The sequence below is a fragment of the Bacillus sp. SRL543 genome (assembly GCF_984799205.1).
The window spans coordinates 37501-62922 of record NZ_OZ481794.1 but is presented as its reverse complement, the minus strand read 5'-3'; the positions used below and the strand labels follow the sequence as shown (position 1 = coordinate 62922).

At 47.2% G+C, this 25422-nt stretch carries 28 protein-coding genes and 2 rRNA genes (1 of these 30 only partly in view); 2 read left to right on the top strand and 28 right to left on the bottom strand.

What is annotated here, in order from left to right; all coding sequences use genetic code 11:
- Nucleotides 1–90: 90 nt before the first annotated feature.
- From pth to metG, 16 genes are all read right to left on the bottom strand, one after another.
- Nucleotides 91–654, bottom strand: a complete 564-nt coding sequence (gene pth / locus AC4E8B_RS00325; RefSeq protein WP_490216355.1) for an aminoacyl-tRNA hydrolase — start codon at nt 652–654, stop codon at nt 91–93.
- Nucleotides 655–841: 187 nt separating this feature from the next.
- The gene (locus AC4E8B_RS00320; RefSeq protein WP_490216353.1) at nt 842–1477 is read right to left on the bottom strand and encodes a 50S ribosomal protein L25/general stress protein Ctc; all 636 of its coding nucleotides are present in this window, start codon (nt 1475–1477) and stop codon (nt 842–844) included.
- Between the two features lie 186 nt (nt 1478–1663).
- On the bottom strand, nt 1664–2620 hold the full coding sequence (locus tag AC4E8B_RS00315) for a ribose-phosphate diphosphokinase (RefSeq protein WP_094769611.1): 957 nt from the start codon (nt 2618–2620) through the stop codon (nt 1664–1666).
- Between the two features lie 28 nt (nt 2621–2648).
- Nucleotides 2649–4022, bottom strand: coding sequence for a bifunctional UDP-N-acetylglucosamine diphosphorylase/glucosamine-1-phosphate N-acetyltransferase GlmU (gene glmU, locus AC4E8B_RS00310; RefSeq protein ID WP_490216351.1), 1374 nt, complete (start codon nt 4020–4022; stop codon nt 2649–2651).
- Nucleotides 4023–4264: 242 nt separating this feature from the next.
- On the bottom strand, nt 4265–4555 hold the full coding sequence (gene spoVG / locus AC4E8B_RS00305) for a septation regulator SpoVG (RefSeq protein WP_009336662.1): 291 nt from the start codon (nt 4553–4555) through the stop codon (nt 4265–4267).
- 226 nt (nt 4556–4781) lie between these two features.
- Entirely contained in the window at nt 4782–5156 is a 375-nt protein-coding gene (gene ridA, locus AC4E8B_RS00300) for a 2-iminobutanoate/2-iminopropanoate deaminase (protein ID WP_490216349.1), read from the bottom strand.
- A gap of 15 nt (nt 5157–5171) precedes the next feature.
- On the bottom strand, nt 5172–5999 hold the full coding sequence (gene purR, locus AC4E8B_RS00295) for a pur operon repressor (RefSeq protein ID WP_490216348.1): 828 nt from the start codon (nt 5997–5999) through the stop codon (nt 5172–5174).
- Between the two features lie 58 nt (nt 6000–6057).
- Nucleotides 6058–6927 (bottom strand): 4-(cytidine 5'-diphospho)-2-C-methyl-D-erythritol kinase, encoded by an 870-nt coding sequence (gene ispE / locus AC4E8B_RS00290; RefSeq protein ID WP_490216346.1) that lies wholly within the window; start codon nt 6925–6927, stop codon nt 6058–6060.
- A gap of 255 nt (nt 6928–7182) precedes the next feature.
- The gene (locus tag AC4E8B_RS00285) at nt 7183–7362 is read right to left on the bottom strand and encodes a protein sspF (protein ID WP_490216344.1); all 180 of its coding nucleotides are present in this window, start codon (nt 7360–7362) and stop codon (nt 7183–7185) included.
- Nucleotides 7363–7514: 152 nt separating this feature from the next.
- A complete protein-coding gene (gene veg / locus AC4E8B_RS00280; protein ID WP_009796178.1) occupies nt 7515–7778 on the bottom strand; it encodes a biofilm formation stimulator Veg in 264 nt (87 codons plus the stop codon).
- Between the two features lie 371 nt (nt 7779–8149).
- A complete protein-coding gene (gene yabG, locus AC4E8B_RS00275) occupies nt 8150–9010 on the bottom strand; it encodes a sporulation peptidase YabG (protein ID WP_490219418.1) in 861 nt (286 codons plus the stop codon).
- Between the two features lie 173 nt (nt 9011–9183).
- Nucleotides 9184–10065, bottom strand: a complete 882-nt coding sequence (gene rsmA / locus AC4E8B_RS00270; protein WP_490216342.1) for a 16S rRNA (adenine(1518)-N(6)/adenine(1519)-N(6))-dimethyltransferase RsmA — start codon at nt 10063–10065, stop codon at nt 9184–9186.
- On the bottom strand, nt 10058–10618 hold the full coding sequence (gene rnmV, locus AC4E8B_RS00265) for a ribonuclease M5 (RefSeq protein WP_490216340.1): 561 nt from the start codon (nt 10616–10618) through the stop codon (nt 10058–10060). Before rnmV ends, rsmA begins: the two co-directional genes overlap by 8 nt.
- 205 nt (nt 10619–10823) lie before the next feature.
- The gene (locus AC4E8B_RS00260; protein ID WP_490216339.1) at nt 10824–12017 is read right to left on the bottom strand and encodes a ubiquitin-like domain-containing protein; all 1194 of its coding nucleotides are present in this window, start codon (nt 12015–12017) and stop codon (nt 10824–10826) included.
- 268 nt (nt 12018–12285) lie between these two features.
- Nucleotides 12286–13056 (bottom strand): TatD family hydrolase, encoded by a 771-nt coding sequence (locus tag AC4E8B_RS00255; protein ID WP_490216337.1) that lies wholly within the window; start codon nt 13054–13056, stop codon nt 12286–12288.
- 150 nt (nt 13057–13206) lie between these two features.
- Nucleotides 13207–15168, bottom strand: a complete 1962-nt coding sequence (metG, locus tag AC4E8B_RS00250; protein ID WP_490216335.1) for a methionine--tRNA ligase — start codon at nt 15166–15168, stop codon at nt 13207–13209.
- Between the two features lie 806 nt (nt 15169–15974).
- On the opposite strand from metG, the gene abrB reads away from it, so the two are divergent.
- Entirely contained in the window at nt 15975–16259 is a 285-nt protein-coding gene (abrB, locus tag AC4E8B_RS00245; RefSeq protein ID WP_490216333.1) for a transition state genes transcriptional regulator AbrB, read from the top strand.
- 101 nt (nt 16260–16360) lie between these two features.
- Here the strand turns inward: abrB and rsmI are convergent, their stop codons facing one another.
- The 10 genes from rsmI to AC4E8B_RS00195 form a co-directional block, all read right to left on the bottom strand.
- A complete protein-coding gene (gene rsmI, locus AC4E8B_RS00240; protein ID WP_490216331.1) occupies nt 16361–17239 on the bottom strand; it encodes a 16S rRNA (cytidine(1402)-2'-O)-methyltransferase in 879 nt (292 codons plus the stop codon).
- Nucleotides 17217–17504: a GIY-YIG nuclease family protein gene (locus AC4E8B_RS00235; RefSeq protein WP_490216329.1), complete on the bottom strand. Its 288-nt coding sequence runs from the start codon at nt 17502–17504 to the stop codon at nt 17217–17219. The genes rsmI and AC4E8B_RS00235 overlap by 23 nt, the downstream gene beginning before the upstream one ends.
- Entirely contained in the window at nt 17494–18234 is a 741-nt protein-coding gene (locus AC4E8B_RS00230) for a tRNA1(Val) (adenine(37)-N6)-methyltransferase (protein ID WP_490216327.1), read from the bottom strand. The genes AC4E8B_RS00235 and AC4E8B_RS00230 overlap by 11 nt, the downstream gene beginning before the upstream one ends.
- Before the next feature lie 58 nt (nt 18235–18292).
- On the bottom strand, nt 18293–18661 hold the full coding sequence (yabA, locus tag AC4E8B_RS00225) for a DNA replication initiation control protein YabA (protein ID WP_009791694.1): 369 nt from the start codon (nt 18659–18661) through the stop codon (nt 18293–18295).
- A gap of 13 nt (nt 18662–18674) precedes the next feature.
- Nucleotides 18675–19502: a PSP1 domain-containing protein gene (locus AC4E8B_RS00220; RefSeq protein ID WP_490216325.1), complete on the bottom strand. Its 828-nt coding sequence runs from the start codon at nt 19500–19502 to the stop codon at nt 18675–18677.
- Nucleotides 19495–20502 carry a DNA polymerase III subunit delta' gene (gene holB, locus AC4E8B_RS00215; RefSeq protein ID WP_490216323.1) on the bottom strand — a complete coding sequence of 336 codons (1008 nt, stop codon included), beginning with the start codon at nt 20500–20502 and terminating at the stop codon, nt 19495–19497. Before holB ends, AC4E8B_RS00220 begins: the two co-directional genes overlap by 8 nt.
- A gap of 13 nt (nt 20503–20515) precedes the next feature.
- Nucleotides 20516–20956, bottom strand: coding sequence for a YaaR family protein (locus AC4E8B_RS00210; protein WP_490216321.1), 441 nt, complete (start codon nt 20954–20956; stop codon nt 20516–20518).
- A 25-nt stretch (nt 20957–20981) separates the two neighbouring features.
- Nucleotides 20982–21311, bottom strand: coding sequence for a cyclic di-AMP receptor DarA (gene darA, locus AC4E8B_RS00205; protein WP_009791690.1), 330 nt, complete (start codon nt 21309–21311; stop codon nt 20982–20984).
- A gap of 176 nt (nt 21312–21487) precedes the next feature.
- Complete coding sequence (gene tmk, locus AC4E8B_RS00200) at nt 21488–22123, bottom strand: dTMP kinase (RefSeq protein WP_490219416.1); 636 nt, start codon at nt 22121–22123, stop codon at nt 21488–21490.
- 27 nt (nt 22124–22150) lie between these two features.
- Nucleotides 22151–23575 carry an aminotransferase class I/II-fold pyridoxal phosphate-dependent enzyme gene (locus tag AC4E8B_RS00195; protein WP_490216318.1) on the bottom strand — a complete coding sequence of 475 codons (1425 nt, stop codon included), beginning with the start codon at nt 23573–23575 and terminating at the stop codon, nt 22151–22153.
- Nucleotides 23576–23803: 228 nt separating this feature from the next.
- Between AC4E8B_RS00195 and AC4E8B_RS00190 the strand changes: the two genes are divergently transcribed.
- Entirely contained in the window at nt 23804–24007 is a 204-nt protein-coding gene (locus tag AC4E8B_RS00190) for a sigma factor G inhibitor Gin (protein ID WP_490216317.1), read from the top strand.
- Between the two features lie 858 nt (nt 24008–24865).
- Here AC4E8B_RS00190 and rrf read toward each other — a convergent pair.
- Nucleotides 24866–24982 (bottom strand): 5S ribosomal RNA (gene rrf / locus AC4E8B_RS00185).
- Between the two features lie 71 nt (nt 24983–25053).
- A 23S ribosomal RNA gene (locus AC4E8B_RS00180) occupies nt 25054–25422 on the bottom strand; it runs 2576 nt beyond the window's last position.

The window sequence follows — 25422 nt, the reverse complement described above, 5'->3', positions numbered from 1 at the left end:
CGGAAGGGAATCTTATTCACTCACAGCCTGCCGCAAAAAAAACGCTAACTTAACTTTATCATATGTAAGGCCAAAAGAAATAATGAAAAGCTAAGATTGGTTATATTGATTCATGACCTCAAGAAAAGGTTTTGTGATCCAGTCTATACAGGCATCAGCAGAGCGGTCTGCCGCCTCATCCATCACTTTCTGTTCTTCTGCTGTAAAACGCCCCAGCACATAATCAGTCACCTTCATCCCGCCTTCAGGGCGCCCGATCCCGACGCGGACGCGGCTGAATTCCTGTGTGCCTGTATGCGCAATGGTCGATTTGATGCCATTGTGGCCTCCTGCACTGCCCTTCTGCCTGAGGCGGATTTTTCCCGGAGGCAAATCAAGGTCATCATAGATGACGGCCAGATCCTCTGTATCAATATCATAATAATCCATCAGCTGCCTGATGGATTCTCCTGACAGATTCATATATGTAAGCGGTTTTAGAAGGAATACTTTCTCTCCGTTGACGCGGCCCATGCCAAACATGCCCTTGAACTTTGCCTGGTCCATAGGGATATTCAGCTTCTCGGACAGCCTGTCAATGACATCAAAGCCGATGTTATGCCTTGTTTTCTCATATTCTCTCCCTGGGTTCCCCAGCCCTACAAATAATTTCATGTAAAATTCCCTCCACAAAGAAAAGCGCAAGCGCCTTGCCCCCTAAGGAACGCAGACTATGATTGCCACGTCCTGCGGCTCGAGGGGGCAGGCGCTGGAGCTAGACAGTAATCGAAGTAAAAAAATAAGATTTTTATTTTTCTTGCCTTATAAGAAAAGGTCTGACCAGCAGCCAGACCCTCAATTGTTAGTCTTCTTTTGCTTCAGTTTCCCGGCCTTCCTGATTTTCAGGGATGCCAGGCTCCTGCTCTTCGCCTGTGCTGATTTCCTCTTCCTGCCTTGGCGCTAGGATGGAAGCAATGACTGTTTCATCATCCGTGTTGATCGTGAAGCCGCGGCCTGCTTTAATATCAGCGGCCGTGATGCTTTCCCCGACCTGGAGATCTGCAATATTTACCTCTACGCTCTGCGGGATGTCATTTGGCTTGGCAGATATAGACAGCTCATGGACAGGCTGCTGAAGGACACCGCCGTCTTTGACGCCCGCAGCATCGCCGACAAGCTCGATCCTCACCTCTGCCATGATTTCCTGCGACATATCAACCGCCCTGAAGTCCAGGTGGGTAATTTCATTTTTCAAAGGGTCCGCCTGATAGTCGCTCAGCACCACATCATGCCTGGTGCCTTCTACATCAAGAGAAAAAACAGCGTTCCTGCCTGTTTCCCGGATTGTTTTGATAAAATCTGGACCGTTCAGGTAGATTGCCTTGCTTTCGATTTTATTCCCATAAACAACACCAGGAATATTCCCCTCATTGCGCAGCTGCGTCAGATTGGAATTGCGGAATTCTTTTCGTTCTTTTGCTTGAAGTAAAGTGCTCATAAAAAAACGTCCCCTTCCTCAATTTAAGGTGTAATTAAAAATGAACCATGCAAATGGACTGCATACTTATCTTTTTAAAAATGCCCTAATTGGAGATGTTTTAAACACTTTTGCCTGTAAGCTGTTTTTATAACATGATTATAGCATAAGAGGCTTGCCCTGCGGCAAGCCTCTCGTACAGCTGGATCAATCGAACAGAGTGCTGACAGACTGCTCCTCGTGGACGCGGATGATCGCTTCCCCGATAAGAGGCGCTACAGACAGCTCCCTGACTTTTGAAATTTTCTTTTCTTCAGGCAAAGCAATGGAGTTTGTGACAGCCAGTTCTTTAATATTTGAGTTCTGGATCCGCTCAATCGCCGGCCCTGACAATACAGGGTGCGTACAGCATGCATAGACTTCCTTCGCACCATTTTCGATCAGGGCATTAGCAGCAAGGGTGATCGTTCCGGCAGTATCGATGATGTCATCGATCAGAATGGCAATCTTGCCGTCGATATTTCCAACGATATTCATGACTTCCGCCACATTCGGCTTAGGGCGGCGTTTGTCGATGATGGCGATCGGAGCCTTCAGGCGCTCAGCAAGCTTACGGGCGCGGGTTACACCGCCGTGGTCCGGTGATACAATGACGATATCGCCATCCAGGTCCTTGTTCCCGAAGTAATCGGCCAGAATCGGAACACCCATCAGGTGGTCGATCGGGATATCAAAGAAGCCCTGGATTTGCGGCGCATGAAGATCCAGCGTGATGACGCGCGTCGCCCCGGCCGTTTCAAGCAGATTGGCTGCAAGCTTGGCAGTGATCGGTTCCCTGGCTCTCGCCTTGCGGTCCTGGCGGGCATAGCCGTAGTAAGGCATAACAATGTTGATGGTCTTGGCAGAAGCCCTCTTCAGCGCATCAATCATGATCAGAAGCTCCATCAAGTGCTCGTTTACAGGAGAGCTTGTAGACTGGATCACGAATACATCACAGCCCCTGATGCTTTCCTCGATGTTAATTTGGATTTCTCCATCACTAAAACGTGTAACAGAGCACTTTCCAAGCTCCACTCCGATTACCTTTGCAATTTCCGATGCCAGATCACGATTGGAATTCAGGGAAAACACCTTCAGGTTTGGATCTAAATACTGGTTCGACATGTTAACCTCCATTAGCTTTTTATCACTTTTATTTCTTGTTATTAAGCTTGCTCACATAATCTTCTTTATTCGTCTGCCTTGCACGGGCCACCGCCAGTGCTTCTCCCGGCACATCTTCCGTGATGGTAGAGCCGGCCGCTACATAAGCGCCTTTGCCGACTGTGACCGGTGCAACCAGATTGGAGTTGCAGCCGATGAATGCGCCGTCTTCTATTTTTGTCAGGAATTTATTTTTTCCGTCATAATTGACTGTGATTGAGCCGCAGCCGAGATTCACTTCGCTTCCGACTTCTGCATCGCCAATATAGCTTAGATGGGATGCCTTGCTTCCCTTGCCGAAAACAGACTTCTTGATTTCAACGAAATTTCCGACCTTCACTTCATCATGAATATGCGACAGCGGGCGGATATGGGCAAACGGGCCGATGGCCACATCATTGCCGATGCTGCTGTCATGGGCAACAGAATGCCTGATAACAGTGGTGTTCCCAATAGTGCAATCCTTGATTTCCGTGTTGGGGCCGAGCACGCATTCTGAACCGATCACCGCAGCCCCCTGGATGACTGTTCCCGGATAGATGACGGTATCCTGGCCAATCACAGCTTCAGCACTGATATACGTCTGCTCAGGATCGATCAGCGACACACCGTTCCTCATATGCTTCTCATTAATGCGCCTTTTCATGATGCTTTCTGCCTGTGAAAGGGCCACACGGTCATTGACGCCGAGCGACTCATCGAAATCGCCTGTCGCAAAGGCTGATACCGTCTCGCCTTCATTTTTCAGGATTTCAATGACATCCGGCAGATAATACTCCCCTTGGACATTGTCATTGCTGACGTTGTTCAGGGCGCGGAAGAGAGACGCATTATCAAAGCAGTATGTACCCGTGTTGATTTCCTTGATGTTTCTCTCCTGCTCTGCTGCATCCTTATGCTCGACGATTTTCTCGACATGCCCCTCTTCATTCCGTACAATTCTTCCGTATCCTGCAGGGTCGGGAGCGATGGCAGTGAGGATGGTTGCTTTTGCACCGGTTTCCTCATGATGGCGGAAGAGCGCCTCCATTGTTTCTGCTTTGATGAGGGGGGTATCCCCGCACACAACGATAGTCACGCCCTCTTTGCCTTCAAGGGCATCCTTTGCCTGCATGACAGCATGGGCTGTCCCCAGCTGTTCCTCCTGGAGGGCATAGCTGCTTGCGTCTCCCAGCTGGGATTTGACAAGTTCGGCGCCGTGGCCGATGATGGTGACGATTTTTTCTATATGAAGATTCGATACTTGATCCACAACATGCTGAACCATTGGTTTGCCGCAAACAGGATGAAGCACTTTATAAAGCTTTGACTTCATGCGTGTCCCTTGGCCTGCGGCTAAAATTACCGCGAAACGTGTAGACATTTACAGGCCTCCAATTTACCTTTTTATCCATTAAGAATATATCTTAAAAAGCCTTTCATTTCAAGGAATGTTGCCAAAGTACATATTTTTGTCATCATGAAGATTTTCTGGGAAGGGTTTTTTTTAGGGAAATGGTTTATAAAGGGGACATACCGGGGAAAGGCAATAATAAGTGAACTGGAAGAAAAAATGGCCATAAAAAAGAGCCTGACTCATGAAGTAGGCCCTTGTTGCAATTATACTTAAGAAGCTCCAGCTTCTTCAAATTCAACTTCTAATTCGCCTAAGCGGTGATATTCTGCCAAAACAGCTTCTTGGATCTTGCCGCGCGTCCCGGAATTAATCGGGTGAGCGATATCACGGAACTCTCCATCAGGTGTACGTTTGCTGGGCATTGCCACAAATAGGCCATTATTGCCGTCAATGACACGGATATCATGAACAACAAACTCATGGTCTAAAGTAATAGATGCAATTGCTCTCATCCGTCCATCTGTATTTACACGGCGCAATCTTACGTCAGTTACCTCCATTGGGTTCACCACCTTTACTAGTAAATAAATTCTAATTTTATAAATTCAACAAATTTTCCAATTCTCCTTCTTAAATGGGAATTTTTTTTTAGGTTTTTTCCCATCCTGTGGGGAAATGGACCGAAAAGGAGACGCTGACAAAATCTGCGGACCCTTATCTGACAGTACAAATCACCTAAATTAACAGTTAATTCAGAAAATATATTAAGATAAAAAAAAGCCCCCGTTACTTAACGAGCGCTATTACTTCAATTTCAACCAGTGCATCCTTTGGCAGCCTTGCCACTTCCACACAGGAACGGGCAGGCTTGTGCTCTCCGAAGTATTCTCCGTAGACTTCATTGATTTCCGAAAAGTCATTCATATCTTTGATGAAGACTGTCGCCTTCACGACTGTTTCCAGCGAAGCACCTGCTTCTTTCAGTACAGCCTGAAGGTTCTTGAACACCTGGTGCGTCTGCTCCTTAACATCTCCATCCACCATGATGCCGCCGGCGGTCAATGGAATCTGCCCTGAGCTGTAAAACATATTGTTAACAACAATACCCTGTGAGTATGGTCCGATTGCAGCCGGAGCCATTTCTGTCTGCACTTTTTTCATGGCTTTCCCCCACCTTTATCCGTTCTTATGCCTGAAATAGTTCCCCTCAGTCACATTGATCTTCTTATCTTTGACATCCACATCGGCAAGCTGGACAAGAGACAAATATTCATCAACAAGGCGTTCTTCTGCTTTTTCTGCTTCCACCAGGACCGCAATCCCGGCAACATGCGCCTTGAATTCCTCCAGCATGCTGATCATGCCGTTGACCGTACCGCCTGCTTTCATAAAATCATCGACAATCAGCACTTTTGATCCTTCTTCCAGGCTCCTTTTCGAAAGCACCATTGTCTGGATGCGCTTGGCTGACCCCGAGACATAGTTGATGCTCACAGTCGATCCTTCTGTCACCCTGCTGTCTCTCCTGACAATCACGACCGGCACGTTCAAGTATGCCCCGACAGCGTAGGCAAGCGGGATTCCTTTTGTTGCCACAGTCATGACCACGTCGATGTCAGCATCGGCAAAAGCGGAGGCAAAGACTCTCCCCGCCTTCTGGACAACCGCCGGATCGCCGAGGATGTCTGTCATATACAGATAACCCCCCGGCAGAAGCCTTTCCGGGCTGGCAATGACCTCACAAAGCCCGCTTATAAAAGGGCGTGCCTCATCATCGCTGACCTTAACAGAGTATTTCACTCCGCCGGCTGCACCCGGCACCGTCTGAAGGGTGCCGATCCCCCGCTGTTCGAATGTTTCTTTTATAATGGCCAGGTCTTCACTGATCGAGGATTTGGCAGATCCGTACCGTTCAGCAAAGTAAGTGAGTGACACCAGCTGCCGGGGATGCTCCAGCAGATAATTCGTCATGTCTATTAAGCGCTCGCTGCGACGAAACTTCATAATTACGAAACCTCCGAAATCCGAATAATTAACGATAATATACCACTAATATACGGATTTAATCAAGCTTATGCTGATCCCCCAGCATTCTTACCGCAAAGACCTGATCACAAAAGCCTTTCAGGCCATTATAAATCCGGTGCATTCTTGAATCATGGTGAACAAGGCCGAACACGGTAGGGCCGGAGCCGCTCATCAGCACCGCATCCGCTCCGAACCTTTTCATCTGGTCCTTGATCTGTGCGACCTCAGGATAAAGATTGAGTGTCACATCTTCCAGGACATTTCCGACATTCTGGCATACACCGCTGTATTCGCCTTCCTTGATAGCCTCAATCATGCCCGCGGTATTCGGGTGGCTGATCCTTTTCAGGTCCAGGCGCCTGTATACATCCGCAGTCGACACCCCTATGAACGGCTTAGCCAGTATCACCCAGCATGTCGGCGGTGCAGGCAGATGCTTGATCATTTCTCCCCGCCCCGTTGCCAGCGCAGTCCCGCCATAGACACAGAAAGAAACATCCGATCCTATTTCCGCTCCGATCTCTGCAAGCTCATCGAGTGACAGGCCGAGCCCCCACAGCTTATTCAGGCCTCTAAGGGCCGCTGCTGCGTCGCTGCTGCCGCCCGCAAGTCCTGCGGCAACCGGAATGGTCTTTTCTATCGTGATGGCCACTCCCTGTTTTACCTTGAACCGCTCCTTCAGCAGGGATGCCGCCTGGTACGCGAGATTCCGCTGGTCATCAGGCACAAACCGGTTATGGGAAATGATCCTGATTTCATCTTTTTTCAATTCAGTCAATTCAAGGCGGTCGGCAAGATCGATCGTCGTCATGATCATCTCCACCTCATGATAGCCATCCGGCCGTTTATACAATACATCCAGCGATAAATTGATCTTAGCCGGCGCCTTTACTAAAAGCTTCAAAATACCCACCTACTTCTGCTCATTTCAACGTCTCAGTTTTTGTCCTATTTTACCACAAAACAGGGCTTGTAAGACGTTCGAATCAGACATTCTTCAACAAATAAGTTATTTTACCATGCGATTGCGCCAGAGAAAAGGAAGAATAGCCTGTCCACAGCTGTCAGGAGAGCGCTGCATGGACGCAAAAAACCCGGGATTGCCCCGGGCCCGCAAATGCAGTTGTATGGTTTTAAGCTTGAAGCATATACATCATTTTTACTGAAGGAGGCTCTGCTGGGCTTTTTCAATCGCCAGTTTGACCATATTGCCGGCATCCTTTGCCCTGATCCCTCCCCAGCCTTCCTTCTGGACAACATCATAGAAGCCGAGCTCTTTCGCCAGTTCTTCCTTGAGGCCCTCTGACATGACGCCTTTTCTTCTGCTCAAACGCAACATCCCCTTTTTAAGCATTGCGGTACCTTTATTGTAAGCGGCTGCCGGCCGGTCCATGCAAGCCTATATTTGACTGTTCTTGCTGAGCAGGCAAAATAAAAAGCAGGGGCGGCAAAATCATTTTGCCGCCCCTGCTTTTTAGAAAAGGATATATATCAGCTTAAAGCCATATGTCCTGATGCGTCTTCATAGAAGGTAATTTGAACCGTTTCTGTTAAAACATCTGCATAACTGTAAGATACGCGTTCGAATGCATTTTCATCCTGATCAAGTTCAATCACAAATACAGAGGGATATGTTTCTGCCAGTACGCCTGAACGTTCAATCGTTTTCCTGCGCCCGCCATTGGCTTTAAGCAAAAGCCTTTTCCCCAAATTTGAATCAAGAGCTTTTTTTATGTCCGTTAATGTTTTTGCCATTCGGTCCACCTCACTATGTAAAGTATATCACACTGACACAGTAGAGTCAAATAAAAACATAAATTATAACAGTCTTTAAAAAAGATTGTCAATATATTTTCGTCTACTTTTTTTCTTATTTTTCAACATTTTTATCATTCCCTAAAATAAACGAATTATGTGTCAAATATGTATAAGACAGAAAATCCTTGCTGCATACAGTTTTGGAAGACTGAAAACAGAGCTGGCGGCGGGATGGATATATGGCTGTATTTCAAATCCGCTGCCATGCATGCGAAACAGAGTTTCACACACAAGAATTCCAATCAACCGGTACACTGACAGAGCCTCTGCAAAAAAAATAAGCCCGCTCTTATGCCGGCTTATTTCCCTTATTCTGCTCCCTTATTAAACGGCATGCCCGTCCGGAGCACACCCTTTGTTTCTATCCCGCCAAGCCCCTTTTCGCCTGTCAGCGTGTTTCGGAGAACATCCCATACATTGATTCTTTCCATAAAAGGCGTAAAACTGATCTTGGCTACAATATAGACAGGATCGAGGGCATGGATGTTGACGCGGGAGGGCGAGCTTGCAAAGTTGGCCCCTGCGTGGATCAGGGATTCAAAATGCGACTGGCAGGCGCCGGCAAATATGACCAGCTGATCCAGATGGGGAATCTTTCTCCGAGCTTCCCTGACCGTCTGGACAAAATGCTTGGAATGGCGGTAGGCATTTATATCGGTCACCTTGCCTTTGGCCTTTGAATAGGCATCATGTCCTGTGATGACCAGGATATCCGGCCTGTAGTAATCGATGAGCTGCCCGATCTTGCTGGACATCTCCTTTTCATTGCAGTGGATCCCGGTTACCGGGACACCGATCTTCTCATATAGGGAAAGGCACTTCTTCAGATAGGACGGATCACCGTCCAGATGAAGCACCCTGCCCGGGATCTGAAAATAATTGAACGGCTTGCTGTATGCGCCGGTTGCTTCGTATTCCTGCTTCTGCTTCAGGAGGCTGACATCCTGCCTGAACAGATTGTAAGACTGTTCCTCAAGAGACTGATACTGCCTCGACATCTTCATCCGCTCTGACTGGTTGATGACGATCAGGTCTTCATAAGGCGCATCAGCTATCAGCCTGATGTCCTCTCCATACAGAACCGCGAGTTTCCGGCCTTCTTCTTCACGTATATCAATCACCCGAAACATGATGTCACAGTTATATGAAACCCTTCCTACAATATCCATAAGGTTAATGCTCACTGGCGTCACTCCATTAAGCTCCTGTGCCGAGCTGGTCTAATCGCTTCTGGTTCTTTCATAAACTATGCAAATGCCCCTGCACATGTGCCTTCCCGGCAAACAGGACGAAATGGAGCCCATAAAAAAGAAGCCCTGCGGTTTTCAGGGCTTCATGCTCATCATTTATTAAACTGGGGATATAATTCATCGCTCAGACGGCCAAATTCCTCGATTGAAAGGGTCTCGCCGCGCCTGGAAGGCTCGATGCCTGCCGCCTCCAGTGCAGAAAGGATTCCCTCCTTCTTCTGCTTTCCTTCATGCAGCTGGCTTGTCAGGTTGTTGAGGATGGTCTTCCTCCTCTGGGCAAAGCTTGCCCTCGTCACCTGGAAAAAGAACGACTCGTCCTTCACGAGAACTGGAGGCTGCTCCCTCCTTGTCAGCCTGATTACGGCCGAGTCGACATTCGGCTGCGGTATAAAAACCGTTTTCGGAACGATCATGACCGTTTCCGCTTCTGTATAGTACTGGACGGCAATCGAGAGCGAGCCGTAGTCCTTCGAGCCCGGCTTGGCCGAGATGCGGTCAGCCACTTCCTTCTGGAGCATGCAGACAATCCCGCGGATCGGCAGCTTTTCCTCCAGGAGCTTCATTATGATCGGTGTCGTTACATAATACGGAAGATTGGCGACAACCATCACATCCTGTCCTGGTGCAAACCTTTCCTCGATTGTTGTTTTGACATCCGCTTTAAGGACATCCTGATGGATCACCTCGGTGTTCGGGTATGGTGCGAGCGTTTCCTGCAGAATCGGAAGAAGCCTCTGGTCGATTTCAAAGGCGACCACTTTTTCGCTCCGCTTGGCCAGCTGCTCTGTGAGCGCTCCAATCCCGGGGCCGATCTCAATCGCTCCTGAGCCTTCCCGGAGCCCGGCATGGTCGACAATCCGATTCAGTATATTAGTGTCTATCAGGAAATTCTGCCCCAGGCTCTTTTTAAAGCTGAAGCCGTATTTTTCAAGTATGGCACGTGTCCTAAGTGGTGTTGCGATATCTTTATGCATGGCGCTCCTCCTGGTCGATCGCTTCAATGGCAGATGCAAAGTCTTCTTTCGGGACCTGGAACATCATCAGTCTCTTATGAAGCTGTTTTCCGTTAGTATACCCGATCTTAAGAAGCCTTCCCAGCTTCTCCCTGCGCTCCCTCGCGCTGCTTCCGCCGATAAGGCCGGCCAGGATAAGGTCTTCCTGGGTAATCTCCTCCCGGGCTGTCTCCTGCATCGTCTGGGCCTCCTGGAGGGCTTTCCTGATCGTCTCCGGGGAAGCATGCTCGACTCCCAAGCCTCGCCCTGTCTTTGGCAGGGCATCTGTTTTATCTATGAAAGCATGCTTGCACCCGGGCACATGGCGGGTGATGCTATCACGGATCTTCTGGCCCGGAAAGTCCGGATCCGTCAGAACGATTACGCCCCTCTTGCTTTGTGCATGCTTGATTTTTTCCAATGTCGCGGCATTGATGGCTGAACCGTTCGTTTCAATTGTGTCAGCATTGACCGCCCTTTTAATGGCAGTCGTATCATCCCTGCCTTCCACTACAATGATTTCTTTAATCTTCATTGGTCCTCCAAAATTAAAATGAAAAATTTGATAAAAACTTGAAACATTTTTGTAATCTGAGTCGTCTAATAGTATGAGTGGCAATAAAGACAATCAACTGTGTTTTATTATATATTACCGAATCGCCGGGAAAAAATCATTCGGCATTTACACACCCCGCAAAACAAAGAAAAAACAGGAGAAATTCTTCCCCTGCATAAATCGTTCAATCCAATATTTTTATTTTAACCGTCTTTCTTCCCCAGCGGTATGCATCCGACTTGGAAGCAAAGAATACATCGATCTTATTTCCTTTAATGGCAGAGCCGGTATCGGCAGCCACCGCATAGCCATAGCCTTCGACATAGACTTTCGTGCCAAGCGGGATTACCCGCGGATCAACGGCAATGACTTTTATGCCAGGGTTGGACTTAAGATTGATTCCTGTAGCGGTTATGCCCGAGCATCCGCTGCAGCTTGGAGTATATGCAGTAGAGGAAACATACATCTCCCTGCCGGACTCGCTTGAGCCCGCTCCGCGGGAAACAGCAACCCTCTGTGCCATAACCTTCGTGCCGACAGCAACAATCTTATCCTTTTTCTCTTTTACTTTCTTTTCACTGAGCAATTTTCTGGATGTTTCTTTCCCGTTTTCCAAAACAACTTCATACTGCCTTGATAAAAGGCCTTCCTGCCCATGGGAGACAACCTGTTCCTTCCCCTTGGCAAGGCTGGCGTCCTTCTTAGTAACCACGGCATAACTGATTGGTTCTTCCACTACATCGGTGACTTTTTCAACTCGAATGACATTGACAATGGCATTTTCCTTGACTGTCTCTTCTAGCTTTGGTTCAACACGGTCCATATTGTTTAGTGTAATTCCCTGCTGCGATAAAAAGTCAGCGACCGTAGTCGAAGTTGACCACATTTGTTGTTTCTTGCCGCCCTCAATGAGCGTTAACGCAAAAGCTTTTTCCACTTCTATCTTCAAATCGTCCTTAATTTCCTCTTCCGGCTCCGGATTGACTTTATCATGCTCTGAAAGTGCGATATTCTGCTCCTTTAAAAGCCCGCCCACCGTATCTGCCGTTGTCCAAATCGTTTTCTTCCCGCTGCTGTCTGTCAGTTGAACCTGTTTCGCCGGCTCCCATACTACTTCCAAGCCGTCCTTTACCTTTGTGCTTCCCGAGGGAAACAGATAGTCTTCTGAGCGAAGGGATATTTCCAGATCATCGAATATATCTTGAATGGTAGCTGCATGTGTTTTGATGACTTTGTCCTGGCCATTCATGGTAAGTGCTACTGTTTTTTTCGAGGTTTCATAAATCATGAACCCGGCAGCTGCCGAAAAAACTATTAAACTAGCAACCATGACGGTCAGTTTTTTCTTACTCAAAGACTTGGAAAACAGGTTTTTCATGTTCTCAATCGCGATGAAAAACGCCTCCTTTTCTCTTCGGAGTGATTATATAGAGTATCTTGCCGACTGTCAACCCAAACACTTTTCTCTCATTTTGCTGCGTTTCCTTGGCGGGAGGGGAAAACGTATTTCCTATTATGCAAAAAAAACAAGAGAAAGGAAAGAGAGACTTATCGACACGGTTATCCTATGATGGAAAGGAGGCGTGTAGAACTTTTAAGAATTGGACCTAATAGGGACAAGCTCCCCCATGAATCGACAAAATCGCTTAGCGGCTGATGCCGAATAATCTTTTTGCATTCTCCATAGTAGCTTCTGCCACTTCTTCAAACGCCAGCCCTTTCAATTCGGCAATCTGCTCAGCCACGAGCTTTACGTAAGCTGGCTCATTCCTTTTGCCGCGGTAGGGATGCGGGGCAAGATAGGGGCAATCTGTTTCAATCAGCAGCTTTTCCAGCGGAACCGCCTCTGCGACTTCCTTCGGTTTTTTTGCATTCTTGAAGGTTACCGGGCCTCCGAGAGAGATATAGAAGTTCATATCAAGGCATTCCTTAGCGACCTCGACACTGCCGCTGTAGCAATGCATGATGCCGCCAACCTCGCCCGCTCCCTCTTCTCTCAGGATTTCCACAACATCGGCTGTTGCGTCCCGATTATGGATGACGATCGGCAGCTTTACTTTCTTTGCAAGCCTGATCTGCCTCCTGAATACATCCTTCTGCACATCCTTCGGTGATTTGTCCCAATGATAGTCCAGCCCCATCTCCCCTATGGCCACCACTTTCGGGTGGGCAGCCAGCTCTTCGATCCACGCCAGGTCTTCATCCGTCATATCAATAGCATCGACCGGGTGCCAGCCGACACACGCATAAATAAACTCATAAGCTTCTGCCAGTTCCATTGCCCTTGTGATCGTCGGGCGGTCAAAGCCGACAACAACCATATGGGAAACCCCTTCCGACTGTGCCCTTCCTATCACTTCTTCCAAATCTTCCTCAAACTGCTCGGCATTCAGATGTACATGTGTGTCGAATAACATAGAAAATCTCCTTACTTCTAAAAATGTTATATTTATATCTCTATTATTTCATTTATGTTACAAGGCTCTTTCATATCCTTAAATGAAAGAAAACATAGGGCTGTCTGACGCTTATGAAACGCAAAACATCCCTATGTCCATTCTGCTGGCTTATTTTACACGCGCTCCGTTTGGCAGCGACTCGGCGATGGTCGCAAGGGACAGCGCTCCGTCCTCGCTTCCAGCCAGGATCATGCCTTCTGACAGCTCGCCCCTTAACTTAACAGGCTTAAGGTTGGTCACACAGACAACTTTGCGGCCGACAAGCTCTTCCGGCTTATAGAATTTTGCAATCCCGGAAACCACCTGCCTCTTTTCATAGCCAAGATCAAGCTGAAGCTTCAAAAGCTTATCCGCTTTTTTAACCGGCTCAGCGGAAATGACTTCGGCTACCCGCAGGTCCAGCTTCATGAAATCATCAATTGTGATTTCCTCGCTGTCCGGCTTTTCAGGCACTTTCTTCTCTTCTGCCTCAGGAGCTGGTGCGCTTCCCTGCATTTTTTCTTTAATGAATTCAACTTCTTCTTTCATATCAAGCCTTGGGAAAATCGGATCCCCTTTGACTACCTTCGTATTCTCTGGGATCAGGCCGAATGTCTCGAGGCTCTCCCAGGATGTCAGCTCTTCTGTATTCACATTAAGCTGATTGAAGATACCGTCCGGCGTGCGAGTAAGGAAAGGCTTCAGCAATACGCCGGTCCTTCTCAGAGACTCAGCCAGGTGGAACATCACATTGCCCAGCTCTTCCTTGCGTGCTTCGTCCTTAGCAAGCACCCATGGCTGTGTTTCATCTATATACTTGTTCGTCCTGCTCACAAGCTGCCACACAGATGAAAGGGCAACAGAGAATTCCATCTTTTCCATCGCTTCTTCATACTTGGCGACTGTCTCTTTGTTCACGTCCAGCAGCTGCTTGTCAAACTCGCCTTCAGATCCTTTATAGGCAGGTATCGTCCCGTCAAAATACTTTTCGATCATTGCGACCGTGCGGTTCAGCAGGTTGCCCAGGTCGTTTGCCAGGTCGAAATTGACCCTTTCAACAAATCCTTCCGGTGTAAAAACGCCATCCGCCCCGAACGGCACTTCACGGAGGAGGTAATAGCGGAGGGAATCCAATCCGTAGCGGTCGATCAATGTAACAGGATCAACGACATTCCCTTTGGATTTGGACATTTTCCCATCCTTCATCAATAGCCAGCCGTGTGCAAATACCTTTTTAGGCAGCGGCAGATCCAGCGCCATCAGCATGATCGGCCAGTAGATCGTATGGAAACGGACAATTTCCTTGCCAACCAGATGGACATCCGCAGGCCAATAGTTCAGATACTTGGAGTCATCTTCTGTTCCGTAGCCAAGAGCTGTAATATAGTTGGAAAGTGCATCGATCCATACATACACGACATGCTTTGGATTGTCCGGCACTTTTACGCCCCAATCAAAAGTTGTCCTTGAAACAGCCAGATCCTCAAGGCCGGGCTTGATGAAATTGTTGATCATTTCATTCTTGCGTGATTCAGGCTGGATGAAATGCGGATTTTCTTCATAATACTTCAGCAGCCTGTCTGCATATTTGCTCACCTTGAAGAAATATGACTCTTCCTTCACTTTATTGACAGGGCGTCCGCAGTCAGGACAGTTGCCGTCAGCCAGCTGGCGCTCCGTGAAATAAGATTCACAAGGCGTACAATACCAGCCTTCATATTCACCCAAATAAATATCGCCCTGCTCAAGCAGGCGGGCGAAAATCTTTTCAACAACCTGTTTGTGGCGGTCCTGGGTCGTGCGGATGAAATCATCATAGGAAATGTCCAGCTTGCTCCACAGATTCTTGATGCCATCGACAATCTCATCGACATACTCCTGCGGCGTTACGCCCTTTTCCTCAGCCTTCTGCTGGATTTTCTGTCCATGTTCATCCGTACCGGTCAAATACATAACATCAAAGCCGCGCAGGCGCTTATAGCGGGCCATCGCATCGCCGGCCACTGTTGTGTAAGCATGGCCGATATGCAGGTTGCCGCTCGGATAATAGATCGGGGTTGTAAGATAAAAGGTCTTCAATTTTCCTTCCATTGGTTTCCCTCCTGTTAATGTTCAGCAAAGTAAGAGCAAGCAAAAGAAACAAGCTCGTCCATCTATTTGATATGGCAGACAAGGCCCTGAATGCAAAAAATCCCGCCCTTTCCAGGACGAGAGCGAAAATCAGCCTAGCATGCCCGCAATCAAGCAAATTCACTATGTTTTCTATACTCGTCAGCATAGCCTCTTATACCCTCAAAATATACCTAAAAATATCAAATAGTGCAACTAAGAAAAGCGGAGGCGACTTGCAATTTAAGGAACGCAGGCTAAATACGCCACGTCCTGTGGCAACGCCTGCATGACCCACATCCTGTGGGCCCAGCATAAGACGCGGCAGAATAAAAGGCGTTCTTTGCCTTTAATTCTGCCGTGGCTTATGACTCGAGGCTCTAGCCGCTGGAGCTGGATACGAAGAAAAGCGGAGGGCGCTTGCCCGGTTCTGAAGCTCCAGCTTCCATCCTCATAAATCCGGAACCGAGCTCGAAGTATATATTATGAAGCGTTTCGACATTTTTGTAGAACTTTGTCGAATAATGTTATCATAGTATAAAATTGTACTCTTAATTCAAAGTAATTATCAAAACAGCACTATACCAGAAATGTGTCTCCTCAGCCACAAAACCCTGATATAGCAACTTTCTTCATCTCCTAAAAATTTCTATAAAAATTTGATTTAAAAGTAATTGACGTATTTGGGAATGGCTGGTATTATGTTATTTATAAGAATTTTGTCGAATAATGACGAATCTATAGATAGAGAAAAAGAAAACAGTGGAGATATGAGAGGAGATTTTATTATGAAATCTACAGGTATTGTTCGTAAAGTTGATGAGCTGGGACGCGTAGTTATTCCAATCGAATTAAGACGTACACTTGGCATCGCAGAAAAGGACGCTCTTGAAATCTATGTTGATGATGAGCGCATCATCTTGAAAAAATATAAGCCAAACATGACTTGCCAGGTTACTGGTGAAGTATCTGATGATAACATCACACTTGCAGGCGGCAAGCTGATCCTGAGCCGTGACGGTGCAGAGCAGCTGCTGAAAGAAATCCAAAACACATTTGAAACTGCAAAATAAAAAAAGTACTCAGCATTCAAGTCACTTGCGTTCTATGTAAGTGTAATACTTTTTGATTATATAAGAAAAGAAAAAAGCTTCCATATACCGGAAGCTTTTTTCTATTGCTCAATATGATAAGCGCTGTACACTTCTCTTTTATTCAGGCTCCTGTCCTTCGCTGTCTGCTTGATGGCATCCTTGGAGCTCATTTCCTTCACAGATATATAATGCTTCACATGCTCCTCAATGGAAAGCTGTTCCCACCACATATCTTCTTCTGCTGATTCTCCCTCCGGATTCCCTTCAAGAATAATACAGAATTCTCCTCTGACTTCATCAGATTCTGCCCATTCCACAAGCTCTGAAAGGCTGCCCCGGATGAATTCTTCATATCTCTTGGTAAGCTCCCGGCATAGAACCGCCTGGCGTTCGCCTAACTGCCCGCTCATCAGCTGCAGCGTTTCCTTCAGGCGATGCGGGGATTCGTAAAGGATGACTGTTGCATCAATCTTAGCGAGCTTTTCCAGCTCCTGCTTTTTTTCTTTTTTCTGCCTGTTCAGGAAACCGTAGAAATAAAAAGGCTGTGAAGTGATGCCTGAAGCAATGAGAGCCGTCAGTGCAGCATTTGCCCCCGGAAGCGGAACAACAGTCAGCTGGTGTTCAAGCGCCTTTACAACCAGGTCATAACCCGGATCAGAGATAGTCGGCATCCCGGCATCACTCACCACGGCAACAGCTGATCCTTCTTCAAGTATCTGGATGATTTTTTCACCGCTATGGCCTTTATTATGCTCGTGATAGCTGATGACAGGCGTATCTATTTCAAAATAATTGCAAAGCTTCTTCGTATTTCTCGTATCCTCAGCTGCAATATAATCGGCCTCTTTGAGCATCCGCACAGCCCGGAAGCTCATATCCTCGAGATTCCCGATCGGCGTCGGCACCAAATAAAGCGTACCTTTCGTATAATCATTGCTAAAGCTTTTTTGCTGCCACATCAAAATCACCTGTTTCCTTCATTAGAAAGTCTTCTTTCTTTTTTCTGCTCAACTGCTTGAATTGATATTCTGCCCTCATCGCCTCGGTTTTTCCTGAAAAGACCTGATGGTAGACAAGCGCAACCGGTCCGCGTCCCCTTGTATATTTAGCGGCCTTCCCTTCATTATGAAGCCTGAACCGCCTGTCGAGGTCATTGGTATAGCCGGCATAAAGGCTGCCATCCCTGCATTTTAAAACGTAGAAGTAATGTGCATCATTTTCCATATAACATCTCACTGATTTCCGGTGTATATTCATGATCCTTATTATAGATATAAAGCGGCGGCAGCACCTTCAAATCGGGGCTTCCCTGCTTGACCCCTTCGACAAGAAGCATATTGGCTTCTTTTCCCTGCTTCGGATAAACGAATTGGATCCGCTTAGGCTCAAGCTTATACTGCCTCATCAAAGTGACAATATCAAGGAGCCTTCCTGGCCTGTGGACAAAAGCAGCCTTCCCTCCCTGCTTCAGCAGCTGGCTGGAGACGCGCACCACATCCTCCAGTGTGCACAGGATCTCATGCCTGGCAATGGCAAGATGCTCATTGGCATTGATCTGATCTTTGGCTGGTGTAAGGAAATAGGGCGGATTGCATGTCACGATATCATACTTCCCATGCCCAAGCATGGCCGGCATCTCTTTGATATCGCCATGGATCATCCTGATCCTGTCTTCCAGTCCATTATACTCAATGCTTCTTACGGCCATATCATAGAGCCTTTCCTGGATTTCCACACCGGTGATCGCCCCTTTGGTCCTGCTGCTCATAAACAGTGGAATCACTCCGTTCCCGCTGCATAGGTCAATCAGGTTCCCTTTCTGGATCGGCACATACGCAAACCTCGCCAGCAGGACAGCATCCAGTGAAAAAGAAAACACAGACGGGCTCTGGATGATGCGCAGCTTTTCGGCAAGCAGATAATCCAGCCGCTCATCCCCTTTTAAATTCAGCATACAATTTCCTCCGATAAACATTGTAAAAAGAGCCTTCCCGGCAAAAGGAAGGCTTGCATCATTTCTTATTAAGGAAGGAAAGGCAGAAAAGGCAATCCCCTTCTTTGCGCGGGCTCCCGAAATGCAGATTGCAAATATGGAACCCTTCCTGGTAAAGCCTTGCAAGATTGTCATAGCCTTCGCCAATATCGATGACTTTATCATCCTGCTGCGGCTTGCTTTTCCCTTTCTTGTCTTTCTTCCTGTTGGACTGTTGCTCTGCAGTCGTTTCCAGCCGGCGCCTTAAGTGGTCATTCTCCAGCTTCAGGGAATTATTCTCCTCAAGTATCTCCGCCAGATGCTGCTTAAGTTCGCCAAGCTGTGTATACAGTTGTCCGATTTGGGTTTCCATATTGATCACGGAGTCAAAAATCTCTTTTTTATCCACGCGTTCCACCTCATTAATCTGTGGATTGTACCGAAACAGCACCTTCTGTCAGCACTTCGTCCAGCGTATATTCAAGGACACGCTCCTGGTCTCTCACTTCCACTTGCAGAACGCGTTCTAAAATATTGAGCCCTACTACTTTGCCGCGGCCCTGTGGAGTATTGATGACCTCTCCTATATCCGGCAGCTGCTCTTTCGCAGACTCATACTCATCATTCTCGTACTTCAGGCAGCACATGAGCCGTCCGCACAGTCCGGATATTTTAGTAGGGTTAAGGGAAAGGTTCTGGTCCTTTGCCATCTTGATCGAAACCGGATCAAAATCCCCCAGGAAGGTAGAACAGCACAGCATCCTACCGCATGGGCCTATGCCACCGAGCATCTTAGCTTCGTCCCGAACACCAATTTGGCGCAATTCGATCCTTGTCCGAAAGATCGCTGCCAAGTCTTTTACGAGCTCCCGGAAATCAACTCTTCCGTCGGCTGTAAAGTAAAAAATCACTTTATTTCTATCAAATGTATATTCAACATCAACAAGCTTCATATCAAGCTGATGGGTGCTGACTTTTTCACAGCATACCTCATAGGCTTCATGTGCAGCTTCCTTATTTTCGTCAACAATCATCCGATCCTTTTGATCTGCAATTCTCAGAACTTTCTTCAATGGAAGGACAACATCGTTCTCATCCACTTGCTTCCGGGCAATCACTACTTTTCCGTACTCTACACCCCGGACTGTTTCCACGATTACAAAGTCGTCCTTTTGAATTGAGAGATCTCCGGGATCGAAGTAATAAATCTTCCCGGCTTTCTTAAACCGTACTCCCACTACATCATACAAATGAAGATCCCTCCTGCAATTTTAACACAAGCTGTTCCATTAACAGCTGCGGATTCATATTTGCGTGCAGCTTTCTTTTTGCCTCCAAAATGGCTGTCATCTGCTCGGTCAGATGACGTCCGGACGTTTGTAATGCATATTGCTCTAAACGGTTCATCTCGTTTAGATAAACAGCCTGTCCCTGTTTCCCAAGCTGTATATATAGTAAATCCTTAAAGATAAGTATCAGCAAATCCAAACCGCGATCAAACTGCTCTTTCTCTTTAAAGTGCATAAACCATTCTTCCTGCAGTGCAACCATTGCCTCTAAAGGATTCTTTTTCAGCACTTCATATAATTTTAACACTATTTTTTGTGCTTGTGCAAACCAATCATCGCCAGAGAGAGCGATTGCTTCATCCAGATTATTGGTTAATTGGGCCAATAACGGCGCCATTTGCGGGCTTACACCGTTTTCCGCGAGCTGCATTTCCATATTTTGGGGTGTAAGCGGAATGAATGAAATCGTCTGGCAGCGGGACAAAATCGTCGGCAGCATCCTTTGGCCCTGTTCGGTCATAAGGATAGCAACCGAGTCAGAGTTTGGCTCCTCCAGAAACTTGAGAAGGCTGTTCGCCGCATTCACCGTCATTTTATCGGCATGATTGATCATATAAAGCTTGCGCTTCGATTCCACCCCGGTTTTCGAGAATTCCTCCTGAAGCGCTTGTATCTGATTTTTTTTAATTGATAGCCCGTCAGGCTCCAGCAGATGGATATCCGGATGGTTGCCGCTGTTGATCCGCCTGCAGTTATTACAAACCTCACAGGGGATATAGCCGCCCTCCGGCCTTTCGCAGAACAGGCTTTTTGCCAGAAGAAGCCCGGCATCTTTCTTGCCGGTCCCCCTCATCCCTTCAAATAAATAGGCGTGGGCAAGCCGGTCCTTCTGTATGCTGTTTTTGAATAATTTCAATACGGCAGGCTGAAGCTTCTCCAGCTGCTCCCACGTTTTTGCCAAACTGATCACTCACCTACATATATATATTAATCAGCAGTCCTTTGATTTCCCCGATTTTCCCAAGGATACCGATCGACTGCTCTTCCTTCTTCATGACTTCCTCCGTCAGCTCAACCAGCTTCTGGTCAATGGTCTCCACGATCTTTAAAGACCGGCCCTGTCCATACTGGTTCCAGCTGTGGGACTGGTTCAGCTCCATACCGTAGTCGACTGTTTCCTTCACAAAGCGTTTGACAAGTGTCTTAAACTTGGCAAGATCTTTGAAATTGCGCGATCTCCCCAGACGTTCCCCGGCAGAGTCGATATCCTTTAAAAGCCCCTGAAGCTGGGCCATCTGCATTTTTCGATCCTGCTTCTGGACAAGCTGCTGGAACTTGGCTCCATCGCCTGGCTGCAGCTTCTGATCCTGCTTAACCTTATCCAGGCTAAGGCGCATATCCTGATTTATTTTCAAAGCGATCGTCTCCTGTTATCCCTTATTAAAACTGGTGGAAGCTTTCAACCGGCAGAACGAATACTGTCGCACCGCCCACCTCGACCTCAACCGGATACGGCACATAAGAATCGGCATTTCCGCCCATCGGCGAAACAGGCGCCACAAGCTGGTCGCGCGCGCTGCAGCTGTCCTTTATGACCTGCAGGGCCTTATCCACCCGGATGTCATCTGTACCAATCATAAAGGTCGTGTTGCCTGCTTTTAAAAAGCCGCCGGTGCTCGCCATCTTTGTTGCCCTGAAATTATGCTCCACTAACGCACTCATCAGCTTATTGCTGTCCTGATCCTGAATAACGGCTAATATTAGCTTCATCTATTGTCACGTCCTTTAAAAAGTGTTTTGTCCGCGTATTTCTATCTATATTATAGCAAGAATTCTGTCTATAAACAGCGTCTATTCAAGGTCATTGAAATAATTCCGTTCTCTAAAGAACAAATTCATCTTCATGAAAAGGAGAAAAGGCCCCGGGAGGCCATTTCGTCCTGCATCTATTTACTGGAAAGCAGCGATTTAATCCTGGCAGCTGCCAGCTGGCAGACTTCCTCCACAGGCAGAGAAGCATCAATCCGGTTGATCCTTTCCGGGAATCTCGCGGCCAGGATCTCGTAGCCTTCCCTCACCTTATTGTGAAATTCCAGGCTTTCAAGATCCAGCCTGTTCACTTCCCGCCCCTCGTTCCGGCTGATCCTCTTAAGGCCGGAAGCAGGGTCGATGTCAAAATACAAGGTCAGCTCAGGCATCATGCCTTCAATGGCAAAATGATTGATGGAATAGACCTCATCAATTCCTAGTCCCCTTGCATATCCCTGATAGGCAAGAGAACTGTCAATAAACCGGTCGCAAAGAACGATATAGCCTTCATCCAGGGCAGGCTGCACCTTCTCCGCCAAATGCTGCCTTCTCGCTGCTGCATACAGAAGCGCTTCGGTACGCGGATCCATTGCCGTATTGTTTGTATCCAGGATAACAGACCTGATCTGCTCCGCGATTTCAATGCCGCCCGGCTCCCTGGTCTGCATCACTTTATATCCTTCATCGGCGAGCCCGCTCGCCAGCATATTGATAATTGTCGTCTTGCCGGCTCCCTCAGGGCCTTCCGCCGTTATAAATAACCCTTTATCCATCATGTTCCTCCTGCTTACATTCTGCCTTTAAGCATATATGCTGATTTGATTTTTATCTAAATGGCTGCCGCCCTGAAACCTTGCCCCGCTTGCCTGTAAAAGCCGGATGCTCTTCACATCCTCTGCTGATATCACTTCACCAGGGAAAAGGAGCGGAATGCCGGGAGGGTACGGAATGATCAGCTCTGCGCATATCTTTCCTGCCGCCTCCTCCATGGATACTGCTTTCCTGCTCATCCCCATCTGATCCCGGGTACTCATTGCCAGGGTCGAAACGGATGGCTTTTGAAAATAATTCATCTTCACAGTCTGGCTCTTCCTTTTTCCGGACATAGCTTTCTCCGTTTTAAAAATAATCTCTCTAAAAGGAAAATCCATATCCTTCTTTAAGAGCGGGAGGACAAACACGACATTATAGGGATCCGCCATCTCAGGATAAATCCCCTCGTCCTCCAGCAGGCTCTGCAGCTCAAAGCCGGACAATCCTTCAGTCTGGATCACAACCTTCAGCGGGTCGCCTGTGCCTTCTTCATATTCCAGTACATGCAGGCCGCTTATGCCGGCCAGCCCGCGCCTGAATGACTTTATACGATTAAGGAGGCTTCTTTCATCCTCTTCCGTAAATGTTTCTAAATAATGCCTGGCACCATCCAATGATGCCATAATCGGATAAGAGGGACTGCTGGACTGCAGCATCTGCAAATATTCCCTTGCTCCCTCAAAACCGATGAGCCGGCTATTATAATGGAGATAAGCACCCATCGTCATGGCAGGGAGCGTCTTATGGGCTGACTGCACCACGAAATCAGCACCCAGTTCGACTGCTGACTTCAGCCCGGACATTTTTATAAGATGGGCCCCATGCGCCTCATCCACCAATACAGGAATCCCACTCATATGGGCTTTATGGATGATTGCCTCCAAATCAAATACCATGCCATAATAGTTCGGATAAGTCAGGATGATCGCTTTAGCACCAGGGTGCAGGCTGATCGCCTTTTCCACCGTCTCTGGAGCAATGCCGCCGGCCACTCCCCAGTCACCATTATACTCCGGCCCCAGGAAAACAGGATGCGCTTTGGCAAGCCGGATCCCATTCAAAACGGACTTATGGCAATTCCGCTGCACAAGGACCGTCTCCCCTTCCTTAACGGTACCCAGGATCATGGCGAGATTCCCAGCAGTCGACCCATTTATTAAAAAAGAGCTATCCTCAGCTCCATACAGCTTGCTTACTAAAAGTTCTGCTTCCCGGATTGCCCCTGAGGCAGCATGGAGGTCATCAAGCCCGGACAATTCCGTCACATCCAGCTTCAGTGCCTCTGCATACACCTTTTGTGTGCCTTTATATAAAAAGCCATTCTTATGCCCCGGGACATGCAGGGAAATGCTATCCTCATCTATATGCTCCATCAGCCTGCCGAACAGGGGAAGATTACTATAGTTATTCATTGTCATCACCAGTTTGTTAGATTCTTCACCTATTTTATCAGACACCATCCTAAAAAGATAATGCGCCCCCCAAATAAAAATAAGCTGTTCCCGAAAGAATTGCCTATAGACATACACCCGGAAGCGAAGCAGAACATACAATAGAAAACATGTAAATACACTCGAGACTTTTCGAAAAATTGTATTATTTTCTACACAATGGACAGAATAAGAGGTGGAGGTGGAGATATGGATTCTTTATTGGCAAACAATCAGATGCAGAAAATCTGTGTCATTTGCGAAGAGAATAAAACAAGGGGCATACATTTATATACTTCTTTCATCTGCACAGACTGTGAATCTGATCTGATTAACACCGACACGGACAATCCAAAGTATAAATATTATCTAAAAAAACTGCGGAAAGTAAATACGCCGGAAATATTCTCGTAGAAGCTGATGCTTCTTTTTTTTGTGGTTTGCTGAAGGTAAGCAGACATTTTTAAATTGTAGGCGTGGAAGGAGCAGCATGTTAGCAGCATTTGAAGGCAGAGTGAAGAGTTTGGCAGCCTGAGCTGTAAACCGTTAGTTAAGTTGGGAAGCTGGCAGATTAACGGGTCAGGTGCTCAGATAATAGCAAACACAGCAGAATATTATTCATTTCTTTCTCATCAAACCATCATTCCTCTGCCAGTCTTTTTTTCGGGATCTTTACGAAAATAGTCCTTTGCAGGGTGAAGGGATGGAAGAGGGTCTTTTAGTGCCGCTGCTTAGCGGTTGGGCTTTGGGTGATGTTTAGGGGAAATGGTAAAATATGAGGGGGATTCGGTAGATTAAATGAGCAATTCGGTAAAATAATTAGCCAATTGTTTAAATTATTTGTCAAGTTGGTAGATTATCCGGCGTATTGATGAAATTCATGATTTAAACAGCTGCTCAACCTGATATTCTAATCAAAAAATACTGCTCGTTTGCACACCCGGTGTTCTTTTTTCAGCAATCTCAGGAATTTAGCGGGGGGCTATAGTTGTTTTAGGGCAAATGGTAAATTAACTGGGGTATTCGGTAAATTAAATGAGCAATTCGGTAAATTAATCTGCCAACTAGTTAAATTAATCGCAAAGTTGGTAGATTATCTTGCCAGTTAATTGAATTCGCAATTAAATCGCCCATTCTTCCCTTCAAAAACCCTGCTCATTCACCCACCCGACCGCTAATCTCCACTCAAAAGCACTTTTCTTATTAATACCCTCTCCATTTGCCTAAAAAAAGCGCAAAAAAAGAACAGTCACGCAGACTGTTCTTCGTTTCGCCCGGCAGCGTCCTACTCTCACAGGGGGAGAACCCCCAACTACCATCGGCGCTGAGAAGCTTAACTTCCGTGTTCGGTATGGGAACGGGTGTGACCTTCTCGCTATCGCCACCAGACTATTTAGATGAGGTTTTGTTCCCTCAAAACTAGATAATGTATAAGAAGAAGAATGACTGAGTAATCAATTGTGGTTAAGTCCTCGATCTATTAGTATCTGTCAGCTCCACGTGTCACCACGCTTCCACCTCAGACCTATCAACCTGATCATCTTTCAGGGATCTTACTAGCTTGACGCTATGGGAAATCTCATCTCGAGGGGGGCTTCATGCTTAGATGCTTTCAGCACTTATCCCTTCCGCACATAGCTACCCAGCGATGCCTTTGGCAAGACAACTGGTACACCAGCGGTGCGTCCATCCCGGTCCTCTCGTACTAAGGACAGCTCCTCTCAAATTTCCTGCGCCCACGACGGATAGGGACCGAACTGTCTCACGACGTTCTGAACCCAGCTCGCGTACCGCTTTAATGGGCGAACAGCCCAACCCTTGGGACCGAC